A 25077-nucleotide genomic window follows, 5' to 3' on the forward strand; every position below is an offset into this window, starting at 1 on the left:
CACGAGAAGGCAACTGATGGCTCTGGAACTTGATCTCGATATTCAGGGAATGACCTGCGCTTCCTGTGCGATGCGCATCGAGAAGAAGCTGAATCGGCTCGACGGCGTGAGGGCATCGGTGAACTACGCCACCGAGAAGGCTCACGTGATGGCAACCGGCGATGTCACCTCCGAAGCGATCATCCGTGAGGTCGAAAAGACTGGTTATTCCGCGAACCTCCCCACGCCACCGTCCGCAGATCTCGTTGACGACGCTTCGGACACACCGTTGGACCACGAGCTCACATCCCTTCGGCAACGCCTGATCGGCAGCATCGTGCTGTCGGTGCCGGTGATCGTGTTGGCGATGGTTCCCGCATTTCAGTTCACCTATTGGCAATGGGCCTCATTGACCCTGGCCGCACCGGTCATCGTCTGGGCCGCCTGGCCGTTCCACCAGGCCACCTGGGTGAACCTGCGCCACGGCGCCGCCACCATGGACACGCTCATCTCGGTCGGAACGGGTGCAGCGTTCCTCTGGTCGCTGTATGCCCTGTTCCTCGGCACCGCCGGCGAACCCGGAATGACGCACGCGTTCGAGTTCATCATCGCGCCGAGCGATGGTGCTGGGAACATCTACCTCGAGGTCGCCGCCGGTGTGACCATGTTCGTATTGGCGGGCCGCTATTTCGAGAAGCGCGCCAAACGAACAGCCGGCGCAGCCCTGCGCGCCCTGCTCGAGCTGGGGGCGAAAGACGTGGCGGTCATGCGCGACGGCGCCTCCGTGCGCATCCCCATTGCTGATCTGGTGGTGGGCGATGAGTTCATCGTGCGACCGGGTGAGAAGGTGGCCACCGACGGGGTGGTGGTTGAAGGCGCGAGCGCGATCGACGCCAGCATGCTCACCGGTGAATCAGTACCGGTCGAGGTGGCGGAGGGCGACACCGTGGTCGGCGCCACGATCAATGCCGGAGGCCGGCTGCTCGTGCGCGCCACCCGCGTGGGCGCCGATACCCAGTTGGCGCAGATGGCCGCCCTGGTGGAGAACGCCCAGTCGGGGAAGGCGGACGTGCAGCGGCTGGCCGACCGCATTTCTTCTGTGTTTGTACCAATCGTGATCGGCATCGCGTTGGTGACCCTGGCGGTCTGGCTGCTGCTCGGATTCCCGGCGCAGGCTGCGTTCACCGCGGCCGTGGCCGTACTGATCATCGCCTGCCCGTGTGCGCTGGGTCTTGCGACCCCCACTGCGTTGCTGGTCGGTACCGGGCGTGGAGCCCAATTGGGCATCCTGATCAGGGGGCCCGAGGTTCTCGAGTCCACCCGCAAGGTCGACACCATCGTGCTTGACAAGACCGGCACCGTCACCACCGGCCGGATGACGCTCGGCGGGGTGCATATCGGCACGGGCACCACCGAGACCGAACTGCTGCGTCGGGCCGGCGCTGTAGAGCACTACTCCGAGCACCCGATCGCCCAGGCGATCGCCGACGGGGCGGCCGAAAAGGTGGGCGAACTTCCTGCAGTCGAGTCGTTTGAGAACGTGCCCGGCAAGGGCGTGCAGGGCATCGTCGACGGCGAACTGGTGCTGGTCGGGCGTGACACGCTGATGGCCGACTGGACGCTCGAGATCGAACCAGAGCTCGCCGCGGCGAAGGCGGCCGCGGAGGCTGCCGGCCAGACCGCAGTGCTGGTCGCCTGGGATGGTCGGGCGCGCGGAGTGCTCACGGTCGCCGATGCGCTGAAGCCAACCAGCGCGGAGGCGATCGCCCAGTTTCGAACGCTCGGACTCACGCCGGTGCTGCTCACCGGCGACAACAAGGCGGTCGCCGACGAGATCGCGGGCCAGGTCGGCATCACCGAGGTGTACGCCGAGGTGATGCCCCAAGAGAAGGTCGCCGTGATCGAACGGCTGCAGTCCGCGGGCAAAGTGGTGGCGATGGTCGGCGACGGCGTCAACGACGCGGCCGCATTGGCAACCGCCGACCTGGGTCTGGCGATGGGCACGGGCACGGATGTCGCGATCGAAGCCGCCGACCTCACCCTGGTGCGCGGCGATCTGCGAGCCGCGGCCGACGCGATCCGGCTCTCGCGCAGAACTCTCAGGACCATCAAGGGCAACCTCTTCTGGGCCTTCGCCTACAATGTGGCCGCGATCCCATTGGCAGCCCTCGGGCTGTTGAACCCGATGCTTGCTGGGGCGGCCATGGCGTTCTCCAGTGTCTTCGTGGTCGGCAACAGCCTGCGCCTGCGCCGATTCCGCTCCCTCAATCCCCGCTAGGCAACCTCTCGGGAACCCGGCACGGGTTGTACGTTGGTATCTGGCAGAAAGCCTGTGATCCAGGGAGAGAACATGCAACCGATTCGCATTGGCATCGCCGGTTACGGCAACCTTGGCCGCGGTGTGGAAGCGGCCATCGCCCAGACCGAAGACCTCGAACTGGTGGCGGTCTTCACCCGGCGACCGCCCGAAAGCGTCACTGTGGCCAGAGAGGAGACCCCCGTACTGGCTTGGGACACGATCGAGGAACACCGCGAGAAGATCGACGTGATGATCCTCTGCGGGGGCTCCCAGACCGACCTACCCGAGCAGTCGCCGGCAGTGGCCGCGTTGGTCAACACCGTCGACAGTTTCGACACTCACGCGCGCATTCCCGAGCATTTCGAAGCCGTCGACCACGCGGCTCGCGCCAACGGCACCACCGCCCTGATCTCGGTCGGTTGGGATCCCGGCCTGTTCTCGCTGAACCGGCTTCTCGGTGAAGCGATCCTTCCTGAGGGCAGCACTTACACCTTCTGGGGCCGTGGGCTCAGCCAGGGCCATTCTGACGCCCTGCGCCGCGTTCCCGGCGTCGCCGACGCCGTGCAGTACACGCTGCCGCAACCGACGGCAGTCGACTCCGTTCGAGCAGGCCACCAGCCCACGCTGAGCACCAGGGACAAACACACCCGACAGTGTTTCGTCGTGCTGGAAGACGGTGCCGACGCGGCCGCCGTGCGGGAGCATATCGTCACGATGCCCGATTACTTCGCCGACTTCGACACCGAGGTCAACTTCATCTCGCTCGAAGCGTTGAAGCGTGACCATTCCGCGATGCCGCACGGTGGCTTCGTGATTCGCAGCGGCACGACGGCTGATGAGCACACGCAGACGATGGAGTACGCCCTGACGCTCGACAGCAACCCCGAGTTCACCGCCAGCGTTCTGGTGGCGTACGCGAGGGCCGCGCACCGCATGAATGCTCTCGGCCAGATCGGGGCCAAGACCGTGTTCGACGTGCCGCCGGGCCTGCTCTCGCCGAAGTCACCCGACCAGTTGCGGGCCGGGCTGCTGTAGCCCGAGCTGCCGGAGTTTCGGCAGCTGGGGGCGTTGCATAGGTCGTCGCGCCCGTACGAGTCCGGAACGATGTTCTGTGCACCCAAAAGAACGCGCAGCGGCCGGGCCAGGCACGGCGCAGAGCACACCCCTATCCGGAAAGGGGACTAACCCGACGCCTCGACTGCAGAATCACCGACATGCCCATCGCGAATTCGATGCAGGCTGTGTTGATATCGCTCTTTGCGGATCCGCGCGTGCAGCCATTGTTCGAGAACGCGCACCTCGGGCAGTGACCGGGTTGCCTCGGTGAAGACGTTGAAATCATGCAGGCTGCCGAACCCGATGGTGGCCACAAAATCGAACCGTCCGACAGTTCGGGCCATAAACTCCGTGCCCGGCTGCGCCTCGATCAGGGCAATCACGTTCTCCGGATCACCAACAGTGCTGAATCCGAGGCCAAACACCAACTGGTTAGTCGAATCGGCTCGCTCTCTCAGCAACCCGATTCGCATGGCACCGGTCTCGGTCAGCCGGTTGACTCTCGTTCGGCACCCGCTGATCGACAAACCCACCTTCTCCCCCAGTTCGGCGTAACCGAGGCGGCCATCATCTTGCAGCAGTTCCATGAGCTTGAGGTCGGTGCTGTCGATATCGAGATTGACGATCTGGGGCTCTTCCCCGAGGAAGAAGCTCTGAAGCATCCGCTCATAGATGATGACCTGCAGTTCTCTCACCCCGGGCAATGCCCTGATCTTACGAATCTCTTCCTGAAGCTCACGCATGGAGGCTGTGTGCAGTTCGGTCACTAGCTGGTAGTGCCCGGCAATCTCGGAGACGAAGACGGGAGTGTCCAACTCGCAGATCCGGTCGGTGAGGTCGGCCGTGCTGCCTTCTGCACGAATGCTCAGGTGCGCCAAGACGTGAAGCCCCAGCAACCGCGGATGCACCGCTGCAACCACCCGGACATCCCCCGAGTTCAACAAGGGGTTGAGCCGCTTCGCGATGTTCGTGCGATTCGTGCCCAGTTGGCGCGCGATATCGCTGAAGGAGGCCCTGCCGTCTCGCTTCAACAGGGCCAGGGACTGTTCGGTGAGTTCATCCACGATCCCCACTGTAACGCAACACCTCAGAGATAGTCACAACTTTGCGCTCACCTATCCGGTTTGGCCAAATAGTGTGATCAATTATTCGAAGTTATTCGGCATGATTACAACGTTTGGGGAATCTTGCCGCAAAGTTGTCTTGACAATCCGGAGAAGTGCTGTCCACAATGGTGTCTATCCCAACACCGAATCGGGACAGTACCCGGTGAGAACCCAATGCCGTCAATGGAGAAGCAATGAAAAAGTCAATGATGGGCCTCGTCGCAGGCGTATCCCTCGCCCTCGTGCTCGCAGGTTGCGCCGCAGGAACCCCTGCCGCCGATCAGCCGGCTTCGGACAGTGCCAACCCCGCCGGGGCGAACGCTCCCACGGGCCTGGTCAAGGAAGGCACATTCACTGCCTGCATCGACCCCGAGTATCCGCCTCTGGAGTATTACGCCGATTCGACCGGCGGCGACATCATCGGGTTCGACGCTGACGGGGTGCGTGCAATCGCAAAGCTCTGGGGCGTTGATTCCAAGTTCGAGGTGACGTCATTCGACGGCCTCATGCCCGGACTTCAATCAGGAAAATGTGACGTGATCTTCGGCGGGCTCTACATGAGCGAGGAGCGTCTTCAGATCGCCGATGCGAACGCCGTCATGAACGCGGGCCCCGCCGCCCTGGCCGCGCCAGATCTGGCCGCCACGTTGTCGAAGTCTGAAGACCTGTGCGGCCTCAAAGTCGTCACGCAGTCTGCTTCGAGCAACTCCGCAAGCGTGGAAGCGCTCAGCAAGAAGTGCGTCGACGACGGCAAGGATGCGATCAAGCACACGGACTACCCGAAGACGGCCGAAACCGTCTTGGCCGTGCTCAACGGAAAGGCCGACGTCTTGGTGGAGACCAACGTCGCCGCTGCGTACATGTCTAGCCAGAACGAGGGCAAACTGACGGTCGCGAACGGTGTCTTCGAACCCGACACCACGTTCGGCGTCTTCACTCCGAAGGACGGAAAGCTCACCCCCGAGATTGCCAAGGCACTTCGCACGCTGTACGACGATGGCACCTTTGCGAAGATCGCCGCCGAGTACAACCTCGACGCGTCGATCCTCGACGTCTACTGATTCATCCGCGACTGGGTGGTCACCGCCAGGTGACCACCCATCGACAAGGAGCACAATCGCATGGTATTCGACCCCCAGATCTTCCTGGAACAACTGTTCAACCCGGCCTACCTGATGGGCGCATTCCTCTCCGTAAGCGTGGCTGTCCTCTCTTTGATCATCGCCACCGTCATAGGTTTCTTCCTCGCGATCGGGCGCACGTCGAAGAAGGCGTACCTTCGTGGCCCGTCTCACACCTACGTCTGGTTCTTTCGAGCGCTGCCCGCACTACTCGTGCTGCTCATCATGTGGAACGCGCTTCCCCAGGTGATTCCTGCGTTGCAAGCAGACTGGTACACGCCGTTCATCGCTGCAGCGGTCGGGCTGGGGCTCGTCGAGTCCGCCTTCATGGCGGAGATCATCCGCTCCGCACTGAGCAGTGTCGACGAGGGCCAAGAACTTGCAGCCCGTGCGCTGGGCATGAAGCCCGCTTCGGTCATGCGAAAGGTTGTTCTCCCTCAGGCGATTCGCACGGCGTTGCCGCCGACCGGGAATGAGTTCATCGGCTTGATCAAGTATTCCTCGCTGGCATCGGTGATCTCGCTGAAAGAGCTGTTGACCACGGCGCAGATCGGGGTCAACATCACATTTCGTTATGCCGAGTATTACACGGTCGCAATTATCTACTACCTGATCATCGTCACCATAATCACGCTTATCCAGAGCAGGGTCGAGAAGAAGTTCCTCTGGACTTCTCGAGGCGTCAAGAAAGTCGTCGCTCCGATCACGTTGAGCACCGAAGCGATCGCCACGAGTTCAAAGGAGATTTCGGTATGACCACACCACACGAGGCGGCCGGATTCGGCGCCGGGTCCACGGCGACCACACCGACGCTTCAGGTATCGGATCTCCACAAGTCCTACGGCGGCAATGAGGTGTTGAAGGGTGTCGAGTTCGCGATTGACAAGGGCCAGGTCAAGGCGGTCCTCGGGCCCTCCGGTTCGGGCAAGTCGACGATGCTTCGCCTGATGGCCCTCCTCGAACCGGCCGACCGCGGATCAATCATGCTCGACGGGACACGAATCGGCGCCGCGACCCAGAACGGCAAGATTGTTCATCACTCCGAGCGGAGACTCGCGGTGCAGCGTCGTGACATCGGCATGGTCTTTCAGAAGTTCAACCTGTTCCCGCACTTGACGGCATTACAGAATGTCGTTGTCGGGCTCACTGATGTGCAGGGTATGCACAAGACCCAGGCCCGCGACGTGGCGTTCCAGATGCTCACGAAGGTCGGCCTTGCAGATCGCGACGGTCACTTCCCTTCAGAGCTCTCCGGCGGGCAGCAGCAGCGGGTCGCGATCGCGCGTGCACTCGTGCTCAATCCCCAGGTCATGCTGTTCGACGAGCCCACCTCGGCCCTCGACCCAGAGTTGGTCGGTGAGGTGCTCGAGGTCATGGAGAATCTCGCGGCCGCCGGCATGACCATGATCGTGGTCACCCACGAGGTTCGGTTCGCCCGGCGGGCCGCGGACGAGGTGACGCTTTTCGACAGCGGTGTCATCGTCGAGCAGGCAGACCCGACCAGTTTCTTCGAGAATCCCCAGCACGAGCGCACCAAGAGGTTCCTGAGCCATGTCCACTGACGTGAACGTTCGGCCGTTGGCCGTCTACACCGACCTCGACGCCACCGACTTTTCTGGAGGGCGCGCCCTCTTGCAGGCAAACGGCTTTCAGGTGAGCTACCTCGATTCCCAGGATGCTGACACGATCGTCAACGAGTCGCGCGACGCCGTGGCGCTTCTCGTCGGTTATGCCTCCATCACTCGCGAGATGATCGCCGAGATGCCGCGCTTGAAGATCATCGCCCTCATGTCGATGGGTTTCGACAATGTCGACGTCGACGCAGCCACCGAGCGTGGAATCTGGGTCACCAACATCCTCGGTGCAGCCACGGAGGAAGTGGCAACACATGCGCTCGCCCTTGCACTGCACGTCACGCGCGGCCTGTCGTTTTACAGCGACTCGGCAACGAACCAATCGTGGAACTCACGTGACAACATAGCTCCGCCGCGACTCAGCGAATGCACCTTGGGAATCATTGGGCTCGGACGAATAGGTCTCAAATTGGCCACCCTGGCCCGGCCACTGTTCGGTGAGATCATCGGCTACGATCCTCTCCTTCCCGACACCGACGAGACCCGACTTCGGTTGGCTGAAGTCGGTGTGAGGCGCGAAAGTCTGACGACTGTGCGCTCTGGGTCCACGGTTCTCTCACTGCACCTGCCCCTGACACCCGACACCGAGAAGACGGTAGATGAGGATTTCTTGGCGGCGATGAGGAATGATGCCTTTCTGGTCAACGTCAGCCGCGGAGCACTGATCGACAGCACCGCGCTGGCGAACGCAGTTTCAGCAGGGCTGATCGCGGGAGCAGCACTCGACGTGCTGGACGAGGAGCCTCCCCGCCCAGATCATCCCCTGCTCGGTCTGCCGCGGGTGCTCATCACGGCGCACGTCGCCTACCTCTCAACGCGCAGCGACGCCGAGTATGTTCGCATGCAGGCGCAGAACGTCGTCTCATGGTCCACAAACGGCACCCCAGACACCCCGGTTGCCACCATCGCCGCCTGACCGGAAATCTTCCACTCTCCATCGACCCTTGCCCGGAGCCTCCCCATGCGCACACTCAGCACCTTCGAAAAGCCCCTGTCGGAGTTCGTCCCACACATCATCACCGCACGCACCGTGCACACCCTTTCGACCGACAACCGTGTCGCTCAGGCACTGGTCGTCTTCGCGGGCCAGGTTGCAGCGATCGGCTCGGTTGACGAATGCGTCGCCGCAGCAGCACGACTCTCCCCCCAGGAGCCCAGACGCACAGACCTGGGCGAGCAAGTCGTTGTTCCGGGGTTCATCGACGCCCACGCGCATCCCCTGATGCTGGGCCAGATGATGAGCTGGGTCGACTGCGGCCCCGACAAGGCCGGCAGCATCCCAGAGATCGTGGATCTCTTGAAGGCGGCCCGCGACCGGGTTCCGGCAGGGTTGCCGATTCGCGGCTTCGGCTACGAACAACGCAATCTGGCCGAGAAACGCCACCCCCACCGCACCGAGCTCGACGAGGTCGCCACCGACCGCGAGGTCTACCTGATGAACGCATCCGGCCACGGCGGCGTGGTCAACACCTTCACCCTCGAGCAATACGGGGTGACGCGAGACACCCCGAACCCGCAGGGCGGCGAGTACTTTCGCGACGCCGACGGCGAACTCACCGGCGAGCTGTCCGATGCCGCCTGCAACATTCTCACCGGTGTCGACGGCGTGAAGATCGGTCATCACGGGCCAAACTTCCACCTCGCCGACGCACCCGAGGAGCATGTCAGGCAGTTGGCTGTCGCGCAAGCAGTTTTTCTTCGTGGCGGGGTGACGACCATCGGCGACGCGCAGGTGTCCCGGCGCGAGTTCGACACCTACCTGCGGCTGGCCGAACAGAACCAGTTAACCACTCGCGTGTCGATGTACCTTCTCTCGCACCTTCTTGACGAGGTGATCGAGACGGGCATGCACGGTCCGTTCGGAAATTCTCACCTCAGTTTCGCCGGGATCAAGTTCTACGCAGACGGAACCCTGGGCGGCTGGACGGCCTATTTCCCCGACGGTTACGTCGGTGACCCATGCCGCACCGGGCAGCTCTACCATGAGCCCGCCGAATACAAGGCGCTCATCAAGAAAGCCCATGCCGTTGGCCTTCAGACTGCGACACACGCGCAGTCTCCGACCGCGATCGAGATGGTCATCGATGCGATCGAGTCGGCACTGGCCGACGATCCGCGCCCCGATTCCCGCCACCGCATCGAACACTGCGGGTTGCCGACCGCCGACCAGATCACCCGCATGGCGGCAGCGGGCATTCACCCGGTCAACCAGCCACAACACCATTTCAACTGGGGCGAAGGCGTCGAAGAAGCGATCGGCACCCCCGGCGAACGGTTCAACCCGCTGGGAGAGTTCCAAGCCGCACGCGTGCACATCACAATCAGTTCGGATGCCCCGGTCGCAGACCCCCGACCGTTGGAAGCCATCCAGGCTGCCGTGAGTCGCATCACCCGGCGTGGCACCCAGCTCGGCCCGGACTCCCTCGCGATCACGCGGGAGCAGGCGCTCCGGGCGCATACTATTAACGCCGCACGCACCTTGGGCCGCGAGCAGGATCTGGGCAGCCTCGAGGTCGGCAAACGCGCCGACTTCGCGGTGCTCGACGCCGACATCTTCGACGTCGAGACCGAATCGATCAGCCAGATCGCCGTGACCCAGACCTGGGTCGACGGAACCTGCCACTACCACGCCGAATAGGACTGAGACATGAACTACAGTGACGTATCCGTCGAAGCCGCCCGCACAGCCGGGGTCGAGGTCGAGAACGCCGGCCTCGCGGTGATGACAGTTCTGCGCAACTACGGCATCGACACCGTGTTCGGCATCCCGGGCACCCACAACCTTGAGCTGTATCGGCCGTTGGAGCGCCTCGGCATGCATCCGGTCACCAGCCGCCACGAGCAGGGCGCCGGCTACGGTGCAGACGGTTGGGCCCAGCAGAAGGGGCTGCCCGGCGTGGTCATCACCACCTCCGGTCCCGGCCTGCTGAACGCGCTGTCGGCCGTGGGAACCGCGTATTGCGAGTCCCGACCGCTCATCGTCATCTCCCCCGGCGTCGCCGAGGGCGACGAGTTCGCCGACAACGGTTCGCTGCACGAGACCAAAGACTCCACCGGTGCGGCCGGGGCCATCGCCGAATGGAGCCGGCGGGTGCACAGTGCCAGTGAGGCTGTTCAAGCGGTGCACGACGCATTCGAGCTGTTTCGTTATGGCCGGCCGCGCCCCGTGCACATCGAGATTCCGCTCAACGTGTTGGAATCGGCCAGCGATGCCCCGGCCGAACTTCTCGCCGCTGTTCCTGTCCGTGACAAGGCTGTGGCGGGTGAAGCGGACCTGGAACGGGCGATCTCAGTGCTTCAGGGCGCCGAGCGACCGGTGATCATCGCCGGCGGCGGAGCCAGTCGAATCGGGTCGCAGTTGACCATGCTTGCTGAGAAGCTCTCCTCTCCCGTCGTGACCACCCTCAACGGCAAGGCCTCCGTCTCGGAGAAGCACCCGCTCTCGCTGGCATCCGACATTCGTCTGCCGTCGGTGCTCGAAGTGATCAACGGCTCCGATGCGGTTCTGATCATCGGCTCGAAGCTCGGCGAGGCCGAGTTGTGGGGCGGGGTCATTGCCCCTGCGGGAACGGTCATCAGGATTGACGTTCTTGAGTCACAGATGCAGAAGAACGTCTCCTCAGACATCTCCTTACTCGGCGACAGTGCCGCCATTGTGACCAGACTCGTCACCGCCCTCAGCGAGAAACCACCGGCCCACCGGGCCGACCCGAGCCACAAACTGGACGAGGTTCGCCGGCGTGCCAAAGGTGAGGCGCGGGAGATATCCCCCGCACTGTATTCGTTGTCGGAACAGATTGAGGCCGCACTTCCCGAAGACGCGATCGTCGGCGGAGACTCCTCACAGATCACCTACTTCGGGATGGCGAGTGTCCTGCGTCAGCGCAGACCCCACTCATTCCTGTACACCCCCGCCTACGCCACGCTCGGCTATGGTCTGCCGGCATCCATCGGCGCAAAGGTGGCCAGCCCAGACCGCCCGGTGGTGTGTGTTCTCGGGGATGGGGCGCTCATGTTCGCGGTGCAGGAATTCATCACAGCGGTGGAACAGGGTCTCGACCTGACCGTCGTCTGCGTCGACAACGGCGGCTACGGCGAGATCAACCAGAATGAGCGCGACCGCGGCATCGAGCCTGTCGGGGTGGTGCTCACCCAACCGAATTGGGTCGCACTGGCCGACGCGTTCGGCGGCACCGGTCACACGGTCGAATCACCCGAAGACGTGACCACCGTCGTCGCCCGCGCCATTGCAGCCCCCGGGCTGAACGTGGTGCATGTTCCACTGAAAATCTTCGACGTCCCCACGGGCACCTGAGCAGACCGCAACCACACTTTTGAATCGTTTGAAGGAGCACCCAGTGACCGAAGTACAGTTGGACGCCGCCGCGAAAGAGACCGCGCGCCAGTGGATTGATGAGAACATGCCGCGGCTCTCACAATGGCACAGTCACATCTGGGAACTGGCCGAGCCGGCCTGGCGCGAGTTCCGTTCGGCTCATTGGTATGTGGAGCAGCTGCGCACCGAGGGCTTCACCGTAGAGGCGGGTTCGGCGGGAATGCCCACGGCGTTCAGCGCCGAATGGACGCGCGGCGCCGGCGGCCCCACGCTGCTGACCTACGCCGAATACGATGCGGTTCCGGGAAACAACCAGTCGGCCTCCGTCACCGAAGACAGCAGGGAAGGCATGAGCCGGTTCGCACCGGGGCACACCGACCCGCATTCGGCACTGGGCATTTCGACCCTGGCCGGGCTGTTGGGCACCAAGCACGCCATGGAGACCCATGACATTTCCGGAACACTCAAATACACCGGTGAGCCAGCCGAGAAGATGCACGGTTCCAAAGTGGTGCACGGGTTGCGCGGCTACTACGACAACGTCGACGCGATCGTGAGCTTCCACCCCTTCTACATGTTGCCACTGTGCAACACTGCCCGCTGGGACACCCAGTGCGGGGCGTATTACAGCAAGGTCTACACCTTTGTGTGCGACGAGCCCGAGTCGTGGCAGTTGTCGGCGAACCCCAACTCGCCCATTCCCGCCTCACACTCGGCCGCCCGCGCTCCCGGCGCCAACGTGGCGCTGATGTCGATGTACACGTCATCGCGCATCATGCACGATGCCATGCTGCCGAGCTTCGGCGGCTGGAGCCTGAGCGACGCTATTCTGCTGGATGGGCAGGCGACCGCAGACAACCTCCCGGCACGGGTGGCGCGCATCCAGTATTCCTGGCGCACACCGAACGTGGAGATGGCCGAGCACGTGTTGGCGGTGCTCGACCGCAATGCCGAGCACGCGGCGCTCATGGCCCACTGCTCGCTGGAGGTCACCTGGGTCGCTCGCAGCCGGCCCGGTCGCACCAACCACTCACTGTCGACGGTGCTCTACGACAACCTCGCAGCAGTCGGCGCCCCGACGTACGATTCGGCGGCGATCGAGGTGGCGCAGGAGATCCAACGCAACCTCGGCATGGAACCGATGGAGAAGCCGTTTCTCGACGAGTGTGAACAGCTGATCACACCACAGGATGCCGAAGAGGCCCTGCGCCAGCATCTTGCACCGTGGCAGCTGAATTGGACCAGCGACGACTATGTGGAAATGACCCACTACGCACCGACCGTGCGGTTCTATGTCTCCCGCCCGGCGTTGAAACCGGCGCCGGGCGCGGGCGCCTACCCGGGTTGGGTGATGAACGCCCTGGGCGGGATTCCTGCCACCATTGACCCCACGATCGAGGTGGCAGGCAAGACCGTCGCCGGCACCTTCATCGACCTGCTGACCTCGCCCGAGTTGGTTGCCGAGGCCAAGGCCGAGTTCGATCGCCGCGTGGCCGCTGATCCGATGCCAGCCCTGTTGGACGCAGATTTCGAACCACCGATCGAGTTGCCGTGGCCCGACTACCGCACTCGCGACGACGTGCGCAGCTGGGGTTGAACTCCAGACGTCGTGGGAACAACATCTCTCCGTCACGACCGGGGGCGGCGCATACACTGGAAACCATGAGCGCGGACAGCACGACAGGCCCTGCCGGAAACGACCGCGATGGGTCCTTGCACGGCGCCCGATTCGCGGCGAGAGCGAGCGGGTTCCACCCCTCACCGGTGCGCGCCGTGTTCGAAGTCAGCATGTTGCCCGGCATGATCTCGCTGGCAGGAGGAAACCCTGATCTTTCTGCCCTGCCCATGGCAGAGATTGCGGATGCCGCTCGTACCCTCCTCGTGGAAGAAGGTCTGGACGCGCTGCAGTACGGATCCGGCGCCGGCACCGAAACGCTTCGGCAGGCCATCTCTGAGGTGATGGCGATCGAAGGCGCTCATACATCCCCCGCAAACGTGCAGGTCACCGCCGGTTCCCAGATGGCCCTCGAACTCGTGACCACGATGTTCTGCGACCCCGGTGACGTCGTGCTGGCCGAGGGCCCGACGTATGTGGGCGCGCTCTCGGTCTTCGAAGGGCTGCAGGCAGAGGTCGCTCACGTGGCGATGGATGACGACGGTCTCGACCCGGTACTCCTCCAGGAGCGGATCGACGAGGTGAAGTCCGCCGGTAAGACGATCAAGTTTCTTTACACGATTCCGAACTTCAACAACCCCGCCGGAGTGAGCCTGGCGGTGCACCGTCGCCAGGCCGTTGTCGACATCTGCCGCGCCGAGAACATCGCGATCGTCGAAGATAATCCGTACGGCATGATCAGTTTCGACGGCAGCTACATGCCCACGCTCTACTCCCTCGACCCCGACAACGTCTTCTATCTCGGCTCGTTCTCGAAGATCTTCTCCCCGGGCGTGCGAATCGGCTGGGTTGTGGCACCGGAGCAGGTTCGAGGGCGGCTGCAGATTGCGGCCGAGGCAACCACGATCTGCCCGTCGATGCTCAGCCAGATGCTCGTTGTGCGCTATGTGCGCAACTTCGATTGGCGCGACTACGTCGAGAAGTCGAGTGCCACCTATGCGGCTCGCTGTGCGGCGACAATGGCTGCCCTCGAGGAGCACATGCCTTCCGGCACGACCTGGACGGTGCCGACCGGTGGTTTCTTCACGTGGATCACGTTGCCCGAGGGTTGCTCCGTCACAGAGTTGCTCCAACCCTCGATCGAGAATGGTGTGGTCTTCGTGCCGGGGATCGCGTTCTATGCCGACGGCGAGGGCACGAACCAATTGCGCGTCGCCTTCTCGTTCGAAGACGAATCCATGCTCGAAGAAGGAATCAAACGACTTGGGGCAACGATCGCCACTCTCGCAGCCGGCCAGGCGGGCTGACGCACTACTCAGAATCCGGCGATCTCGAGCTTCTTCATTGCCATCATGTTGTCGAACGCCCCGGGCCTGCTCATCAGTTCACCCATGTTCTCCGGCACGATCTGCCAGCTGACCCCGAAGCGGTCTTTGCACCAGCCGCACTGCTCCGCCTCGGGAACTTCGGACAGAGCAGCCCACAGCCGGTCGATCTCGTCCTGATCCGCACAGGTGACCACGAGCGACACGCCTTCGGTGAAACTGAAACTCTGCTCGACCCTCGAATCCATCGCGGCGAACCACTGGCCTGCGAGCGTGAAGTCTGAGAACATCACCGCCCCGGCCGCCGCCGGCCCGGTCTGCTCTGGGTACTCCATGACGGTGGCAGTGCGTGAATCCGAAAAGATTGACGTGTAATATGCTCTGGCCTCGGCAGCCCGGTTCTGGGCAGAACCTCCGAACAGCAGGTTCGGCACGATGAAAGGGGCCCGTTCGCCGCCGGGGTTCGCCAGCATCAGCTGCCAACTCACGCCGAAGCGATCCTGCACCCACCCGTAGCGCGTGCTGTGCGGGTATTGCCCCAGCGGCATGAGAGTCTCTCCGCCATTTTCCAGGGCCGCCCAGAGTTCATTCAGCCGAGCTTCAGCGTCGTCATCGTGAGACGGGTCGAGGTTGACCATGAACGAGATCGCCGGTGTGATCGGATACTCGGGCCCGGCATTGATGCCGGTGAACCGAAACCCGCCGAGCTCGAAGTCGATGGCCAGTACTTTGCCCGCCATTTCCTTCTGGAAGTCGGGCAAGCCCTCGTCGGGGTAGCGCGAGGTTGTGACCACGCGCGAGTCGGGAAACAGGTCGGTGTAGAACTGGGCGCCTTCGGCCGCGTTGCCGTTGAACCAGAGGCACGGGGTGATCTTCTGCATGCGGAACTCCTGGGGCTTCGGACAAACGGAGGCGGTGGTTTTGCTCCGAAACCCACTTTGCACCCGTAGCGGTAAGCAGTCAACAGGAATCGAACTGCTCCATTCACCCTGACCAGGGCGCAGACTGGATGGTATGCACACGTTCACGGCAATTTCCCATATCGACCTGTCTGTCTCCGACGTGGAGAAGAGCGCATCCTGGTACTGCGAAGTGCTGGGGCTCCGCCGCGTGAGGCGTTCCGATATGGACAACCGCATCATGATCGTTCTGGTGCATGATCCGACAGGCCTGATCATGGGCCTTCTCCAGCACAACGAGCCAGCCGCCGATCGCTTTGATGAGCGCCGGCCCGGTCTCGACCATCTGGGGTTCGGGGTGACCGAACGCGCAGATCTCGATGACTGGCAGGCCCGGTTCCAGATGCTGGGCGTCGAACACTCCCCGGTGACCGACAGCCCATCCGGCTCGGGAACGGCCCTGGTGTTTCGTGATCCCGACAACGTCCAGCTCGAGCTCTGGTGGACCAGACCGCACTAGGATCCAACCGGGGAGGCTGTGCAGCCGACCATCCCCACACGCCTCGGAAGGAAGGCCCGCGGTGACTGTCACTCCCCCGGGTCGCGTGGATGCGGAGCGCGGCCCGAACTCCGAATCGCTGAAGCACGCGTCGCCGACCTCGACCGGGGCATCCGAACCCGTCTCAGATGACACGGTACTTTCTCAGATGACACAGTACTTTCTGCGTGAACTAATTCGAGGTCGAGCCTCGGGAATCATTCGAGTCTGGTGTGCCTTGTTGCGGCCCAACTCGGTTCACCTTGAACACCACCAGCGGGATCAAGACCAGTGACCGCAGGTCGAAAACCGCGTGCAGGATGATCGGCCACACAATGCTGCCCGTCGCCAGGAACAGCGCCATCAGAACGACACCGAGCACGAATGCTCCGATCACACCGCCCACTCCTTGATACGCGTGCATCAGCCCGAACAGGATGAGGCTCACAACAATCGCGATGAGCGCGTTGCCGAACACAGCGAAGATGAGCACGGGCATCGCGAGCCGGAACAGCAGTTCCTCCACCACACCGGCGTTGATCGAGAGCGCCCAGCCATACTTCAGCTCGGCACGATTACGAGGGAGCAGGGCAAGGGTGTCGCCGAGCGCCATGACGTTCTCCGCTTTGCGACCAAGGAATGCGGTACCCACGAGCCCCAGGAGCAGGCCGACTCCCCCTCCGACGAGCAGGCCCAGTGCGAGACTGTTGTCTGCCAGCAGGCCCCGAAAACCGGCCATCAGCGGCCATGTCTCGATCTCGTCCAGCATGCGGGGCACGAACGGCCAGACAAGCGCGAGCACGAAGATAGCGGAACCGCCGAACCAGCCAAGCGACTGCAGCACCCACTTGCGCAACATCGCCTGCCGACGCTTCGTCGAGCGGTAGCGCTTGAAACGCTCGTATTCGCGGCGATCCCTCGAACCGGCTCGCCACGCGATCAGGCCGAGCAACGCGGCCAGCACGACACCGAGTACCCAGGGGGTGAATGATGCGTCCGGGGAAAGCATGCTCCCATCCTGTCAGTACCATCCAGGTCCACTTCTCTGCCCTGTCGCTTTCTGCGGCGTCAGCGTTGAATGGGCTCACCGGTGGTCTGCAGTGCCTGTATTCGACCACGGCTGGCGAACGAGTTTCCGGAGCGAACAAGGGAGCAATCATGGCAAACGATTTCGAAGGCAAGACCGCGCTGGTCACCGGTGGCGGATCGGGCATCGGTAAGGGGGTGGCGCTGAGTCTGGCGGCGGTAAGCGCACAGGTTGTCGTCAACGACTTCAACCTCGAAACTGCACAGGCCACCGTCGACGAAATCACCGCCGCCGGAGGCACGGCCACTGCCGTCGGCGGCGATGTTGGAAAACCAGATGACGTGAAGGCCGCTGTCGATGCGGCAGTCAGCGCGTATGGTGCCCTGCACCTTGCACTTAACAATGCGGGGATCGGCGGGCCGCAGGGCCCAATCGCCGACATCGACATCGACGAGTACCTGAAGTTGATGGACGTGAACCTGCACTCCGTGTTCTACGGCATGCACTTCGAGATTCCTGAAATGTTGAAGGCGGGCGGTGGCTCGATCGTGAACATGTCGTCGATCCTCGGGCTGGTCGGCGAGCCGATCGCCATCCCCTATGTGACAGCCAAACACGGCGTGGCGGGCATGACCAAGGCAACCGCCCTCGGATATGCGGATCAGGGCATCCGCATCAATTCGGTTCACCCCGGATACATCGATACTCCGTTACTCGAAGGTGCTCCGCAGCAGATGCGTGATGGGCTGGTGGCGCTGCACCCGATCGGGCGTCTCGGCTCAGTCGAGGAAGTCGCCAATGTTGTTCTGTTTCTGCTCTCCGACAAGGCCGGCTTTGTGACCGGCTCCCAATATGTGGTCGACGGTGGCTACACCAGCCGCTAGACGAGTCGACCAATCCCCACGCACTGTGTGGAGATCGTGTTTGTCGGATGCACCAGTTCGCCCCGTCAGGTTGGTGCAGATGGTTTGTGCGCATTCAATCGGCCTTCGCGCCGACGATCACCGATCGCCAACCAATTCTCGGCAGAGCTGATGACACGACCATACACTTCGCCACAGCCAGACAGCGGGCAGTCGTCGTCACCACGATCTGGAGCACGGCGCACCGCGGCGTTTTTGGTCGCTTCGCTCATCGTCGCCCTCTTGCTGATCGTGCAGTTCGTCTTCGGCATGTTCGTCAACCTGTTCGTGAATATTCCAGCCGATCATCCGGGGGCGCACCCGGCTGGGTATTTCAGCGGGGTCGTCCGAAGTGTTGGGTGGGCGCTCGGGGATGGAACATTGTGGTTGACCCTGCATGCTGCCCTCGGACTACTTCTGGTTCTGGGCGCGGCGTGGGTCGTGGTTCTGTCGTTACGCGCGGCAGTTCCGTTCGGCCGAACTTTGTCCGTCATCGGGCTCCTCGCCATTCTTGGCGCTGGCTTCAACGGGGGCAGCTTTCTCAACTACAACAACGACATCAGCTCGATGATCATGGCCGGTCTGTTCGCGGTTGCCCTTGCGTCGTATGTCATAGGCCTCTTCATGGGCCGCCGCATTGCCTAGCGTCACCAAGTTGTGCCGCTGCGTGCCACCCGTCAGGGCGGAACAGAAACTCAGGAGCTGAGGCAACTCGGCCTCGTGAGGAAGTCGGCCAGGCTGTCATCCTGAACTTTGCACGATCACAGCGGCGGCGGGCAGGGGTTCAACCCTCGGCGTCGAGGTAATACCACTCTCGGTCGACCCGCTGGAATCGGCTGTTCTCCTGCTGCACGTCTGCCTGGCGAGCAGTGGAGCCGGCAGCTTCCCGGTAGTGGGCACGAAACTCCACCGTTCCGTCATCGTCGAGCAATCCACCGCCCGTCGTCGATATGACATCAAGGCGATACCACCGGATGCCCGGGTCAAGTTGCAACGACGGTGGTCGGGTGCGCGGATGCCATGTGCGCAACAGATAGCCGGCATCACTGATCGCGAACGCCGAGAACCTAGACCGCATCAACTCGACAGCCGTGGTCGCCGTGACCTCGCCACGGTGCAAACGCCCACAACACTCCCCATAGATCAGGCCGCTCAGACAGGGGCAACGAGTGGAGGACATGCTCTCATTATCGCTCCAGGGATACCCCTGTTCTCGACCTCAAACTCGCCGAAAACCGACTCTCAGTCGTGATCAAACAAGATTTGGCATAAATACCCCCTAGGGTATAAGATGAGTCCATAGCGGATACCCCCTTGGGTATCTTTGCGTGAACATGAGAAGGAGAAGCACATGCTGCTCGAGCGCATCTATGACGAAGACCTGTCCCAAGCAAGCTATTTCATCGGATGCCAGGTCAAGGGCGAGGCTGTCGTTGTCGACGCTCGCCGAGACATCCAGGTCTACCGAGATCTGGCCGTCGCGAACGACATGCAGATCGTCGCCGTCACCGAGACGCACATCCACGCCGACTATCTTTCTGGTACGCGTGAACTTGCTGCGGCAACCGGAGCCACCATGTATGTCTCCGGCGAGGGCGGCGAAGACTGGCAGTACGGTTTCGACGCCAACCGCCTGTTCGACGGCGACACGATCACGCTCGGCAACATCACCATCCAAGCCGTCCACACCCCGGGCCACACCCCGGAACACCTGGCGTTCCTGATCACCGACGGTGCGTTCAGCGACAAGCCCGGCTTCATGCTCAGCGGCGACTTCGTCTTCGCCGGCGACCTCGGCCGGCCCGACCTGTTGGATGAGGCCGCCGGCGGCGTCGACACGCGTTTCGGCGGCGCCAGGCAGCTCTTTGGCAGCCTGCGCGACAAATTCTTGACTCTGCCCGACCACGTTCAGGTGCATCCCGCCCACGGGTCCGGCAGCGCCTGCGGAAAGGCACTGGGCTCGATCCCCTCCAGCACCGTCGGCTACGAACGGCTCTACGCCTGGTGGGGCCCCTACCTCGCAGCAAATGACGAGCAGGGCTTCGTCGACAAACTGCTCGACGGCCAACCAGACGCGCACGGCTACTTCGGGCGCATGAAGCGCGAGAACCGCGATGGGCCCGCCATCATGGGTGAGCGCGCTCCACTGGCCGAGTTGGACAATATCGCTATCGCCGCAGACCTCGCCCAGGACCGAATCACGTTCGTCGACACCCGCACAAACACCGAGGTGCACGAAGCAACCGTCGAGGGCGCGTTGAACGTGCCGAATGCCGGCAAGTTCGCCACCTACGGGGCCTGGGCCTACGACCCGGAGACCGACTCCCGGCCGCTGGTGCTGCTTGCCGAGAGCCAGGATTCCGCGATGGACATGTGGGACCACCTGGTGCGAGTTGGTATCGACACCGTCGCCGGCTACACCACCACCCTCGACGGGTTGCCCAAAGTCACCCCGAAGATGATCCAACCCGAAGAGGTCGCCGACTTCGACGCGGCCGTGTTGCTGGATGTGCGCAACAACACTGAATATGCCGCCGGAACCATCCCCGGCGCGACCCATCTCGGCGCGAGCCGCGTGATGTGGCACCAGGACACGTTGCCCGCTCAGGGCACGATCGTCACATTCTGCCAGACCGGGGTGCGCAACTCGGTGGCCGCCAGCGCCCTGCGCCGGGCCGGTCACGACGTTGTCGAGGTTGACGGCGCCTATGAGGCCTACGCCAACTGGCAGGCCTCCGAACGGGCATCCCTCCAAGACTCACTGGTCTGACCCGAACTCTCCAGTGACTGTTTCTTCCCGGCCGGCCGACTCGCGGCGCTGGCCGGGAAGAACCTCTTCACTCATTCATCCCGCCGCAGAAAAGGAGCCCATCCGATGAGCATCGCCCTGATAGCGACACTCGTGCTCGCCGTGCTGATCGGCGTCTCGCTCGGCCTGCTCGGTGGCGGAGGTTCGATCCTCACGGTTCCGATCCTCACCTACGTCGCCGGCTTCAGCCCGAAAGAGGCCATCGCGGCGTCCCTTTTCGTTGTCGGTGCGACATCGGCGGTGGCTGCCATCCGCCATGCCCGCGCCGGGCGGGTCAGATGGCGCACAGGGCTCGTCTTCGGCGCTGCCGGCATGGCCGGGGCATTCGCTGCCGGGCTGGTCGGTGGCCACATCCCGGGCACCATCCTCATGATCGCCTTCGCCCTCATGATGGTGGCCACCTCGCTCGCAATGATTCGCGGGCGCAAGAAACAGGCCTCCTCCCCCACCACCGGCGAGCTGCCGCTGGCCAAGGTCATCATCGAGGGCCTCGTCGTCGGGCTGGTCACCGGCCTGGTCGGTGCGGGTGGCGGCTTTCTGATCGTGCCTGCCCTCGCCCTTCTCGGCGGGCTCCCCATGCCCATCGCGGTCGGTACGTCACTTGTGGTCATCGCCATGAAGTCGTTCGCCGGACTCGGTGGCTACCTCACCAGCGTCAGCCTCGACTGGCCCCTGGTCATCGCCGTCACGGTGTTCGCAATCGCGGGATCCTTCCTCGGCGCCCGGCTCGCCGGCCGCATCCCCGAGGTCGCACTGCGCAAGGGCTTCGGCATCTTCGTTCTGATCATGGGTGTGTTCGTGCTCGCGCAGGAACTCCCGGCTCCGGGCGGCCTGATCCTCGCAATCGCAGCCGGCATTGTGGCCGTCGCCTCAGCAATCTGCTGGTTCGCCTTCCCCACGTGCCCCCTGCGCAGATTCCGTGCAGAAGAACCGGCAGCGGCACCGATCGCGGAATCGGTACCAGACTCAGAGCCGGCACCAGACTCAGAGCCGGCAGCAGACACAGCGGTGCCTCCGACTACGAGCGCTGCAACCCGCTGAGTACGCGCATCAGCTGTGGCAGGATGAGGGTTCCGCATACACGGAGCCCGAGCACGAGTTCCCGCAAGGAAACACTTTGAGAAAGACGATGTAGCCCTGATGACCCCCACAGAAACCGTGTACACGAATGCCGAGATCTTCACCGCCGACGGCACTCACGGAGCCGAGGCGTTCGTGGTGCGCGGTGACCGCCTGGCCTACGTGGGCGACCGGGGAACGGCCCAGCGGCTGGCATCCGGCGACGCGACGGCGGTCGACCTGGGCGGCCGCTTCGTGATGCCCGGTTTCACCGATGCGCACAGCCACCTTGTGATGATGGGCGAATCACTTCGGAAGGTCGACCTCATCGACGCGGGTGATCTCGCCGAGATTCAGCGGCGGATGCGTGCAGCCGCCGAACAGGCACCGCACGCGGCCCGGGTGTTGGGGCGCAGTTGGCTGCCCGACGCCGTGCCCGGTGGCAACCCGACCAGGCAGATGCTTGACGAAGTCGTCGCCGATCGGCCGGTCTATCTCGATGCCAACGACCTGCATTCGGTGTGGGTCAACACCGCCGCGCTGGAAGAGCTGGGCATCACGCGCGACACGCCTGACCCTCACGGCGGCCTCATCGCTCGCGACGAGTCGGGTGAGCCGAGCGGCATGCTCTACGAGACCGCGGTCACGGCGATCGTCTGGCCGAAACTGGTTGAACTGTCCAGCGACACTGAGCGCGATGCCGCGTTGGCCGCCACCTTCGAGCACTACCTCGCCAGCGGAGTCACCGGGGCGATCGAAATGGCCTGCGGAGAGGCCGAGCTGGCGACTCTGCAGCGCGCCGTCGCAGACGACGGCTCACTGCCCATCCGAGTCACAGCCCATTGGTTGATCCACCGCTCCGACACCCCTGAGCAGGAGCTGCGCCAGGTGCAGCGCGCCGCCGAACTCGCAACCTCGGTATGCACGCCATGGCTTCGCGTGGCCGGAATCAAGCTCATCCTCGACGGCGTGATCGACACCTGCACAGCCGCGATGAAAGAGCCGTACGCGAACGGAGAGAACGCCGACCCGATCTGGGGTCGTGAAGCATTGTTCCCCGTGGTGGCCGCGGCCGACGCCGCCGACCTGCAGATAGCGATGCATGCCATCGGAGACGAAGCCTCGGCAATAGCGCTGGATGCCCTCGAACACGCGTTCAGAGAGAACGGCCCGCGCGTGAGGCGCCACCGAATGGAGCACCTCGAGACCATCACAGTAGAAAGCATCCAGCGGATGGCGTCGCTGGGCATCGTGGCCTCGATGCAGCCAGTGCACTCCGATCCGGCGGTGCAGGAAAACTGGCGGGCCAAGCTGGGCGATCACCGGGTCGACCGAGGATTCCCGTGGCCTGAGCTATCCGCCGCCGGGGCCGCATTGGCCTTCGGGACCGACGCTCCGACCGCGCCATACGCTCCGCTACCGAACATGTTCATCGCTGCGACCCGGCGATCCGCGCTCAACCCTTCGCTCCCCGCAAACCTGCCGAAGTACGCGATGCCGATCGCCGACGCGCTGCGGCATGCAACCGCCGATGCCGCCTGGTCGGCCGGCTGCGAGAGAGACCTGGGCCGCTTGTCGACGGGCATGCTCGCTGACTTCGTGGTGCTCGACGGCAACCCACTCACCGCCGAGGCGGATGACCTGCTCACGATGGGGGTGCACCTGACGGTCGTCGGCGGTCAGACGCGATACGCGGTCGAACCTCGCGACTGAAACTCCACTACTGGAATCTGAGCTCACCGGCTGAAGCCTCGGGCGGGTTCCGAGTCTGCCCATCGGCCGGCCCATCCGGCCGGCCCATCCGGCCGGCCCATCCGGCTCGGTCATCCGGCTGGGCACCTTCGTGCACCCGAGCCGGAGTGGCTAGTGTTGGACAACGTGAGCCCACAACCCCCGCCAGCGCCGAAACCAGTATGGCGCGCACCCGGCATGCCGGCACTTCTCGTGCTGACGGCCGCTGGTTTCGCCGGATTCTCGGCCCTTTTGCCGATCGCCCCCCTGTGGGCTGTGCAGGGCGGCGCGAACGAAGCCGGCTCCGGCCTGGTCAATGGCGTGCTCCTGGTCGTGACGGTCCTGACCCAACCGTTCGTACCTCGAATGCTCAGCCGAGTGGGGACCGGCCGCGTGCTGGCCGCCGGTCTGGTGCTGCTCGGAGTACCCCCATTGCTTCACCTCATCTCCGAGCACCTCGGCTGGATCCTTCTCCTCTCGGTTCTGCGCGGTGTCGGATTCGGCATACTCACCGTGGCCGGATCGGCCGTGGTGGCCAATCTGGTGCCCCGCGCCCAACACGGCGCGGCGATCGGGGCCTACGGCGCGGCGATCGCCGTGCCGCAGGTTGTTCTCATCCCTGCCGGGCCGTGGCTGGTAGACACGGTCGGGTTCTGGGCGGTCTTCGCCCTGGGCACTCTGCCGCTTCTCGGCATCAGCTCCGCCCCACGGCTGGCGCGGGTTCTGCGAGAACAGGCAGCCGAGCGGGCGCTTCATCCACCGACCGATCCCACACCAACGGGGACCGACCGCGAGTCCCGCCTGCGGCTGGTGGCGGAACTCCTACGCCCGATGCTCCTTCTGAGCGGAGTCACCCTCGCCGGTGGGGCATTGATCACGTTCGCACCCCAGATGAGTTCGTCACCGGCGGTGACCACGGGCGCACTCTTCCTGCTCACCGTCGCCGCGGCCCTGACACGCTGGTACATCGGAGGTCTGGCCGACCGGCACGGCACCAGACCGTTTCTGTGGCCATTGGTGGTGCTCACCGTCATCGGGCTCCTCCTCGCCGCGATCGCTGTCGAGAATCCCGATGCCACCAGAGCCCTGCTCTTCCTGGCCGCCATGGTCCTGGTTGGCATCGCCTACGGCGGGCTGCAGAACTTGACTCTCGTGTTGTCCCTTTCTGCCGTCAGACGCGCACAGTACGGCACAGCGAGCGCGGCGTGGAATATCGGGTTCGACATGGGCACGGCCGTGGGTTCCATCCTTATCGGAACCCTCGCCGCGGGCTTCTCGTTCCCGGTGGCATTGCTCGTCGCCGCAGCCATCGCACTCGCCACACTTCCGCTCGCATTCCTGCGCCGCCCGACAGCCAACAAGTAGAAGTCAATAACGCAGGTGAATGGCGGTTCGGGCTGCTGACGGCTCCCGAACGCGGTCGCTCAGGACGACGCGTTCGCCCCGTGAAAGACGCAGCGGTGGCAACGTTCGTCACGCTGGTCGTGCAGTTTCCTCGGATGGGTGTTGAATGGCGATATGCGCAGTCAGTATCGTGGCCACGAAGTCTCTCGAAGCGTATCTCCGCCGCTGTGCCCGCGACGGCGTCGCCACGGCCCAAGAAATTCGGATGACCAGCACGCCACCCCAAGCCGAAGGAGC

21 protein-coding genes are annotated in these 25077 nt (G+C 63.7%); 17 read left to right on the forward strand and 4 right to left on the reverse strand.

All coding sequences use genetic code 11. The annotated features are described in order from the left end of the window. Window positions 1–16: 16 nt before the first annotated feature. Both DL891_RS03000 and DL891_RS03005 read left to right on the forward strand, forming a co-directional pair. Window positions 17–2257, forward strand: coding sequence for a cation-translocating P-type ATPase (locus DL891_RS03000; RefSeq protein ID WP_111718945.1), 2241 nt, complete (start codon window positions 17–19; stop codon window positions 2255–2257). A gap of 72 nt (window positions 2258–2329) precedes the next feature. Further along, window positions 2330–3313, forward strand: coding sequence for a diaminopimelate dehydrogenase (locus DL891_RS03005; RefSeq protein ID WP_111719113.1), 984 nt, complete (start codon window positions 2330–2332; stop codon window positions 3311–3313). Window positions 3314–3459: 146 nt separating this feature from the next. Here the strand turns inward: DL891_RS03005 and DL891_RS03010 are convergent, their stop codons facing one another. Continuing rightward, a complete protein-coding gene (locus tag DL891_RS03010) occupies window positions 3460–4398 on the reverse strand; it encodes an Lrp/AsnC family transcriptional regulator (RefSeq protein WP_111719114.1) in 939 nt (312 codons plus the stop codon). 236 nt (window positions 4399–4634) lie between these two features. Here DL891_RS03010 and DL891_RS03015 point away from each other — a divergent pair, with 236 nt between their 5' ends. From DL891_RS03015 to DL891_RS03050, 8 genes are all read left to right on the forward strand, one after another. After that, a complete protein-coding gene (locus tag DL891_RS03015) occupies window positions 4635–5501 on the forward strand; it encodes a transporter substrate-binding domain-containing protein (protein ID WP_111718946.1) in 867 nt (288 codons plus the stop codon). Between the two features lie 60 nt (window positions 5502–5561). Beyond that, window positions 5562–6317 (forward strand): amino acid ABC transporter permease, encoded by a 756-nt coding sequence (locus DL891_RS03020; protein ID WP_111718947.1) that lies wholly within the window; start codon window positions 5562–5564, stop codon window positions 6315–6317. Beyond that, the gene (locus DL891_RS03025) at window positions 6314–7123 is read left to right on the forward strand and encodes an amino acid ABC transporter ATP-binding protein (protein WP_111718948.1); all 810 of its coding nucleotides are present in this window, start codon (window positions 6314–6316) and stop codon (window positions 7121–7123) included. The genes DL891_RS03020 and DL891_RS03025 overlap by 4 nt, the downstream gene beginning before the upstream one ends. After that, a complete protein-coding gene (locus DL891_RS03030; RefSeq protein WP_111718949.1) occupies window positions 7113–8111 on the forward strand; it encodes a C-terminal binding protein in 999 nt (332 codons plus the stop codon). Before DL891_RS03025 ends, DL891_RS03030 begins: the two co-directional genes overlap by 11 nt. Before the next feature lie 45 nt (window positions 8112–8156). After that, entirely contained in the window at window positions 8157–9833 is a 1677-nt protein-coding gene (locus tag DL891_RS03035; protein WP_111718950.1) for an amidohydrolase, read from the forward strand. A gap of 9 nt (window positions 9834–9842) precedes the next feature. Then, entirely contained in the window at window positions 9843–11510 is a 1668-nt protein-coding gene (locus DL891_RS03040) for a thiamine pyrophosphate-binding protein (protein WP_111718951.1), read from the forward strand. Between the two features lie 43 nt (window positions 11511–11553). Then, window positions 11554–13128, forward strand: coding sequence for an amidohydrolase (locus tag DL891_RS03045; RefSeq protein WP_111718952.1), 1575 nt, complete (start codon window positions 11554–11556; stop codon window positions 13126–13128). 65 nt (window positions 13129–13193) lie between these two features. Beyond that, window positions 13194–14453 carry a PLP-dependent aminotransferase family protein gene (locus tag DL891_RS03050; protein WP_111718953.1) on the forward strand — a complete coding sequence of 420 codons (1260 nt, stop codon included), beginning with the start codon at window positions 13194–13196 and terminating at the stop codon, window positions 14451–14453. Window positions 14454–14461: 8 nt separating this feature from the next. On the opposite strand, the gene DL891_RS03055 is transcribed toward DL891_RS03050, so the two are convergent. Beyond that, window positions 14462–15352: a VOC family protein gene (locus tag DL891_RS03055; protein WP_111718954.1), complete on the reverse strand. Its 891-nt coding sequence runs from the start codon at window positions 15350–15352 to the stop codon at window positions 14462–14464. 133 nt (window positions 15353–15485) lie between these two features. Here DL891_RS03055 and DL891_RS03060 point away from each other — a divergent pair, with 133 nt between their 5' ends. Then, window positions 15486–15890: a VOC family protein gene (locus DL891_RS03060; RefSeq protein ID WP_111718955.1), complete on the forward strand. Its 405-nt coding sequence runs from the start codon at window positions 15486–15488 to the stop codon at window positions 15888–15890. 211 nt (window positions 15891–16101) lie between these two features. Here DL891_RS03060 and DL891_RS03065 read toward each other — a convergent pair whose 3' ends face one another. Next, a complete protein-coding gene (locus DL891_RS03065; protein ID WP_111718956.1) occupies window positions 16102–16917 on the reverse strand; it encodes a CPBP family intramembrane glutamic endopeptidase in 816 nt (271 codons plus the stop codon). Window positions 16918–17066: 149 nt separating this feature from the next. Between DL891_RS03065 and DL891_RS03070 the strand changes: the two genes are divergently transcribed. Then, window positions 17067–17819 carry an SDR family NAD(P)-dependent oxidoreductase gene (locus tag DL891_RS03070; RefSeq protein WP_111718957.1) on the forward strand — a complete coding sequence of 251 codons (753 nt, stop codon included), beginning with the start codon at window positions 17067–17069 and terminating at the stop codon, window positions 17817–17819. A gap of 150 nt (window positions 17820–17969) precedes the next feature. Continuing rightward, window positions 17970–18482, forward strand: a complete 513-nt coding sequence (locus DL891_RS03075) for a hypothetical protein (RefSeq protein ID WP_157962362.1) — start codon at window positions 17970–17972, stop codon at window positions 18480–18482. Window positions 18483–18621: 139 nt separating this feature from the next. Here DL891_RS03075 and DL891_RS03080 read toward each other — a convergent pair whose 3' ends face one another. Continuing rightward, window positions 18622–19017, reverse strand: coding sequence for a YchJ family protein (locus tag DL891_RS03080; protein ID WP_111718959.1), 396 nt, complete (start codon window positions 19015–19017; stop codon window positions 18622–18624). 171 nt (window positions 19018–19188) lie between these two features. On the opposite strand from DL891_RS03080, the gene DL891_RS03085 reads away from it, so the two are divergent. The 4 genes from DL891_RS03085 to DL891_RS03100 all read left to right on the forward strand — a co-directional run bounded on the left by DL891_RS03085 (window position 19189) and on the right by DL891_RS03100 (window position 24801). After that, entirely contained in the window at window positions 19189–20607 is a 1419-nt protein-coding gene (locus DL891_RS03085; protein ID WP_111718960.1) for a rhodanese-like domain-containing protein, read from the forward strand. 105 nt (window positions 20608–20712) lie between these two features. Next, window positions 20713–21687, forward strand: coding sequence for a sulfite exporter TauE/SafE family protein (locus tag DL891_RS03090; RefSeq protein ID WP_111718961.1), 975 nt, complete (start codon window positions 20713–20715; stop codon window positions 21685–21687). 99 nt (window positions 21688–21786) lie between these two features. After that, complete coding sequence (locus DL891_RS03095) at window positions 21787–23418, forward strand: amidohydrolase (protein ID WP_111718962.1); 1632 nt, start codon at window positions 21787–21789, stop codon at window positions 23416–23418. A gap of 216 nt (window positions 23419–23634) precedes the next feature. Beyond that, window positions 23635–24801 carry an MFS transporter gene (locus tag DL891_RS03100; RefSeq protein ID WP_111718963.1) on the forward strand — a complete coding sequence of 389 codons (1167 nt, stop codon included), beginning with the start codon at window positions 23635–23637 and terminating at the stop codon, window positions 24799–24801. Window positions 24802–25077: the final 276 nt, after the last annotated feature.

This window comes from Homoserinimonas sp. OAct 916, from assembly GCF_003260275.1.
GTDB lineage: Bacteria > Actinomycetota > Actinomycetes > Actinomycetales > Microbacteriaceae > OACT-916.

Bases quoted from the DNA above. Each gene is read 5' to 3' on its own strand.
- DL891_RS03005 (WP_111719113.1), top strand. From the start codon at position 2,330: ATGCAACCGATTCGCATTGGCATCGCCGGTTACGGCAACCTTGGCCGC.
- DL891_RS03000 (WP_111718945.1), top strand. From the start codon at position 17: ATGGCTCTGGAACTTGATCTCGATATTCAGGGAATGACCTGCGCTTCC.
- DL891_RS03015 (WP_111718946.1), top strand. From the start codon at position 4,635: ATGAAAAAGTCAATGATGGGCCTCGTCGCAGGCGTATCCCTCGCCCTC.
- DL891_RS03100 (WP_111718963.1), top strand. From the start codon at position 23,635: ATGCCGGCACTTCTCGTGCTGACGGCCGCTGGTTTCGCCGGATTCTCG.
- DL891_RS03095 (WP_111718962.1), top strand. From the start codon at position 21,787: ATGACCCCCACAGAAACCGTGTACACGAATGCCGAGATCTTCACCGCC.
- DL891_RS03065 (WP_111718956.1), bottom strand. From the start codon at position 16,917: ATGCTTTCCCCGGACGCATCATTCACCCCCTGGGTACTCGGTGTCGTG.
- DL891_RS03085 (WP_111718960.1), top strand. From the start codon at position 19,189: ATGCTGCTCGAGCGCATCTATGACGAAGACCTGTCCCAAGCAAGCTAT.
- DL891_RS03035 (WP_111718950.1), top strand. From the start codon at position 8,157: ATGCGCACACTCAGCACCTTCGAAAAGCCCCTGTCGGAGTTCGTCCCA.
- DL891_RS03030 (WP_111718949.1), top strand. From the start codon at position 7,113: ATGTCCACTGACGTGAACGTTCGGCCGTTGGCCGTCTACACCGACCTC.
- DL891_RS03025 (WP_111718948.1), top strand. From the start codon at position 6,314: ATGACCACACCACACGAGGCGGCCGGATTCGGCGCCGGGTCCACGGCG.
- DL891_RS03090 (WP_111718961.1), top strand. From the start codon at position 20,713: ATGAGCATCGCCCTGATAGCGACACTCGTGCTCGCCGTGCTGATCGGC.
- DL891_RS03040 (WP_111718951.1), top strand. From the start codon at position 9,843: ATGAACTACAGTGACGTATCCGTCGAAGCCGCCCGCACAGCCGGGGTC.
- DL891_RS03080 (WP_111718959.1), bottom strand. From the start codon at position 19,017: ATGTCCTCCACTCGTTGCCCCTGTCTGAGCGGCCTGATCTATGGGGAG.
- DL891_RS03060 (WP_111718955.1), top strand. From the start codon at position 15,486: ATGCACACGTTCACGGCAATTTCCCATATCGACCTGTCTGTCTCCGAC.
- DL891_RS03055 (WP_111718954.1), bottom strand. From the start codon at position 15,352: ATGCAGAAGATCACCCCGTGCCTCTGGTTCAACGGCAACGCGGCCGAA.
- DL891_RS03070 (WP_111718957.1), top strand. From the start codon at position 17,067: ATGGCAAACGATTTCGAAGGCAAGACCGCGCTGGTCACCGGTGGCGGA.
- DL891_RS03075 (WP_157962362.1), top strand. From the start codon at position 17,970: ATGACACGACCATACACTTCGCCACAGCCAGACAGCGGGCAGTCGTCG.
- DL891_RS03020 (WP_111718947.1), top strand. From the start codon at position 5,562: ATGGTATTCGACCCCCAGATCTTCCTGGAACAACTGTTCAACCCGGCC.
- DL891_RS03050 (WP_111718953.1), top strand. From the start codon at position 13,194: ATGAGCGCGGACAGCACGACAGGCCCTGCCGGAAACGACCGCGATGGG.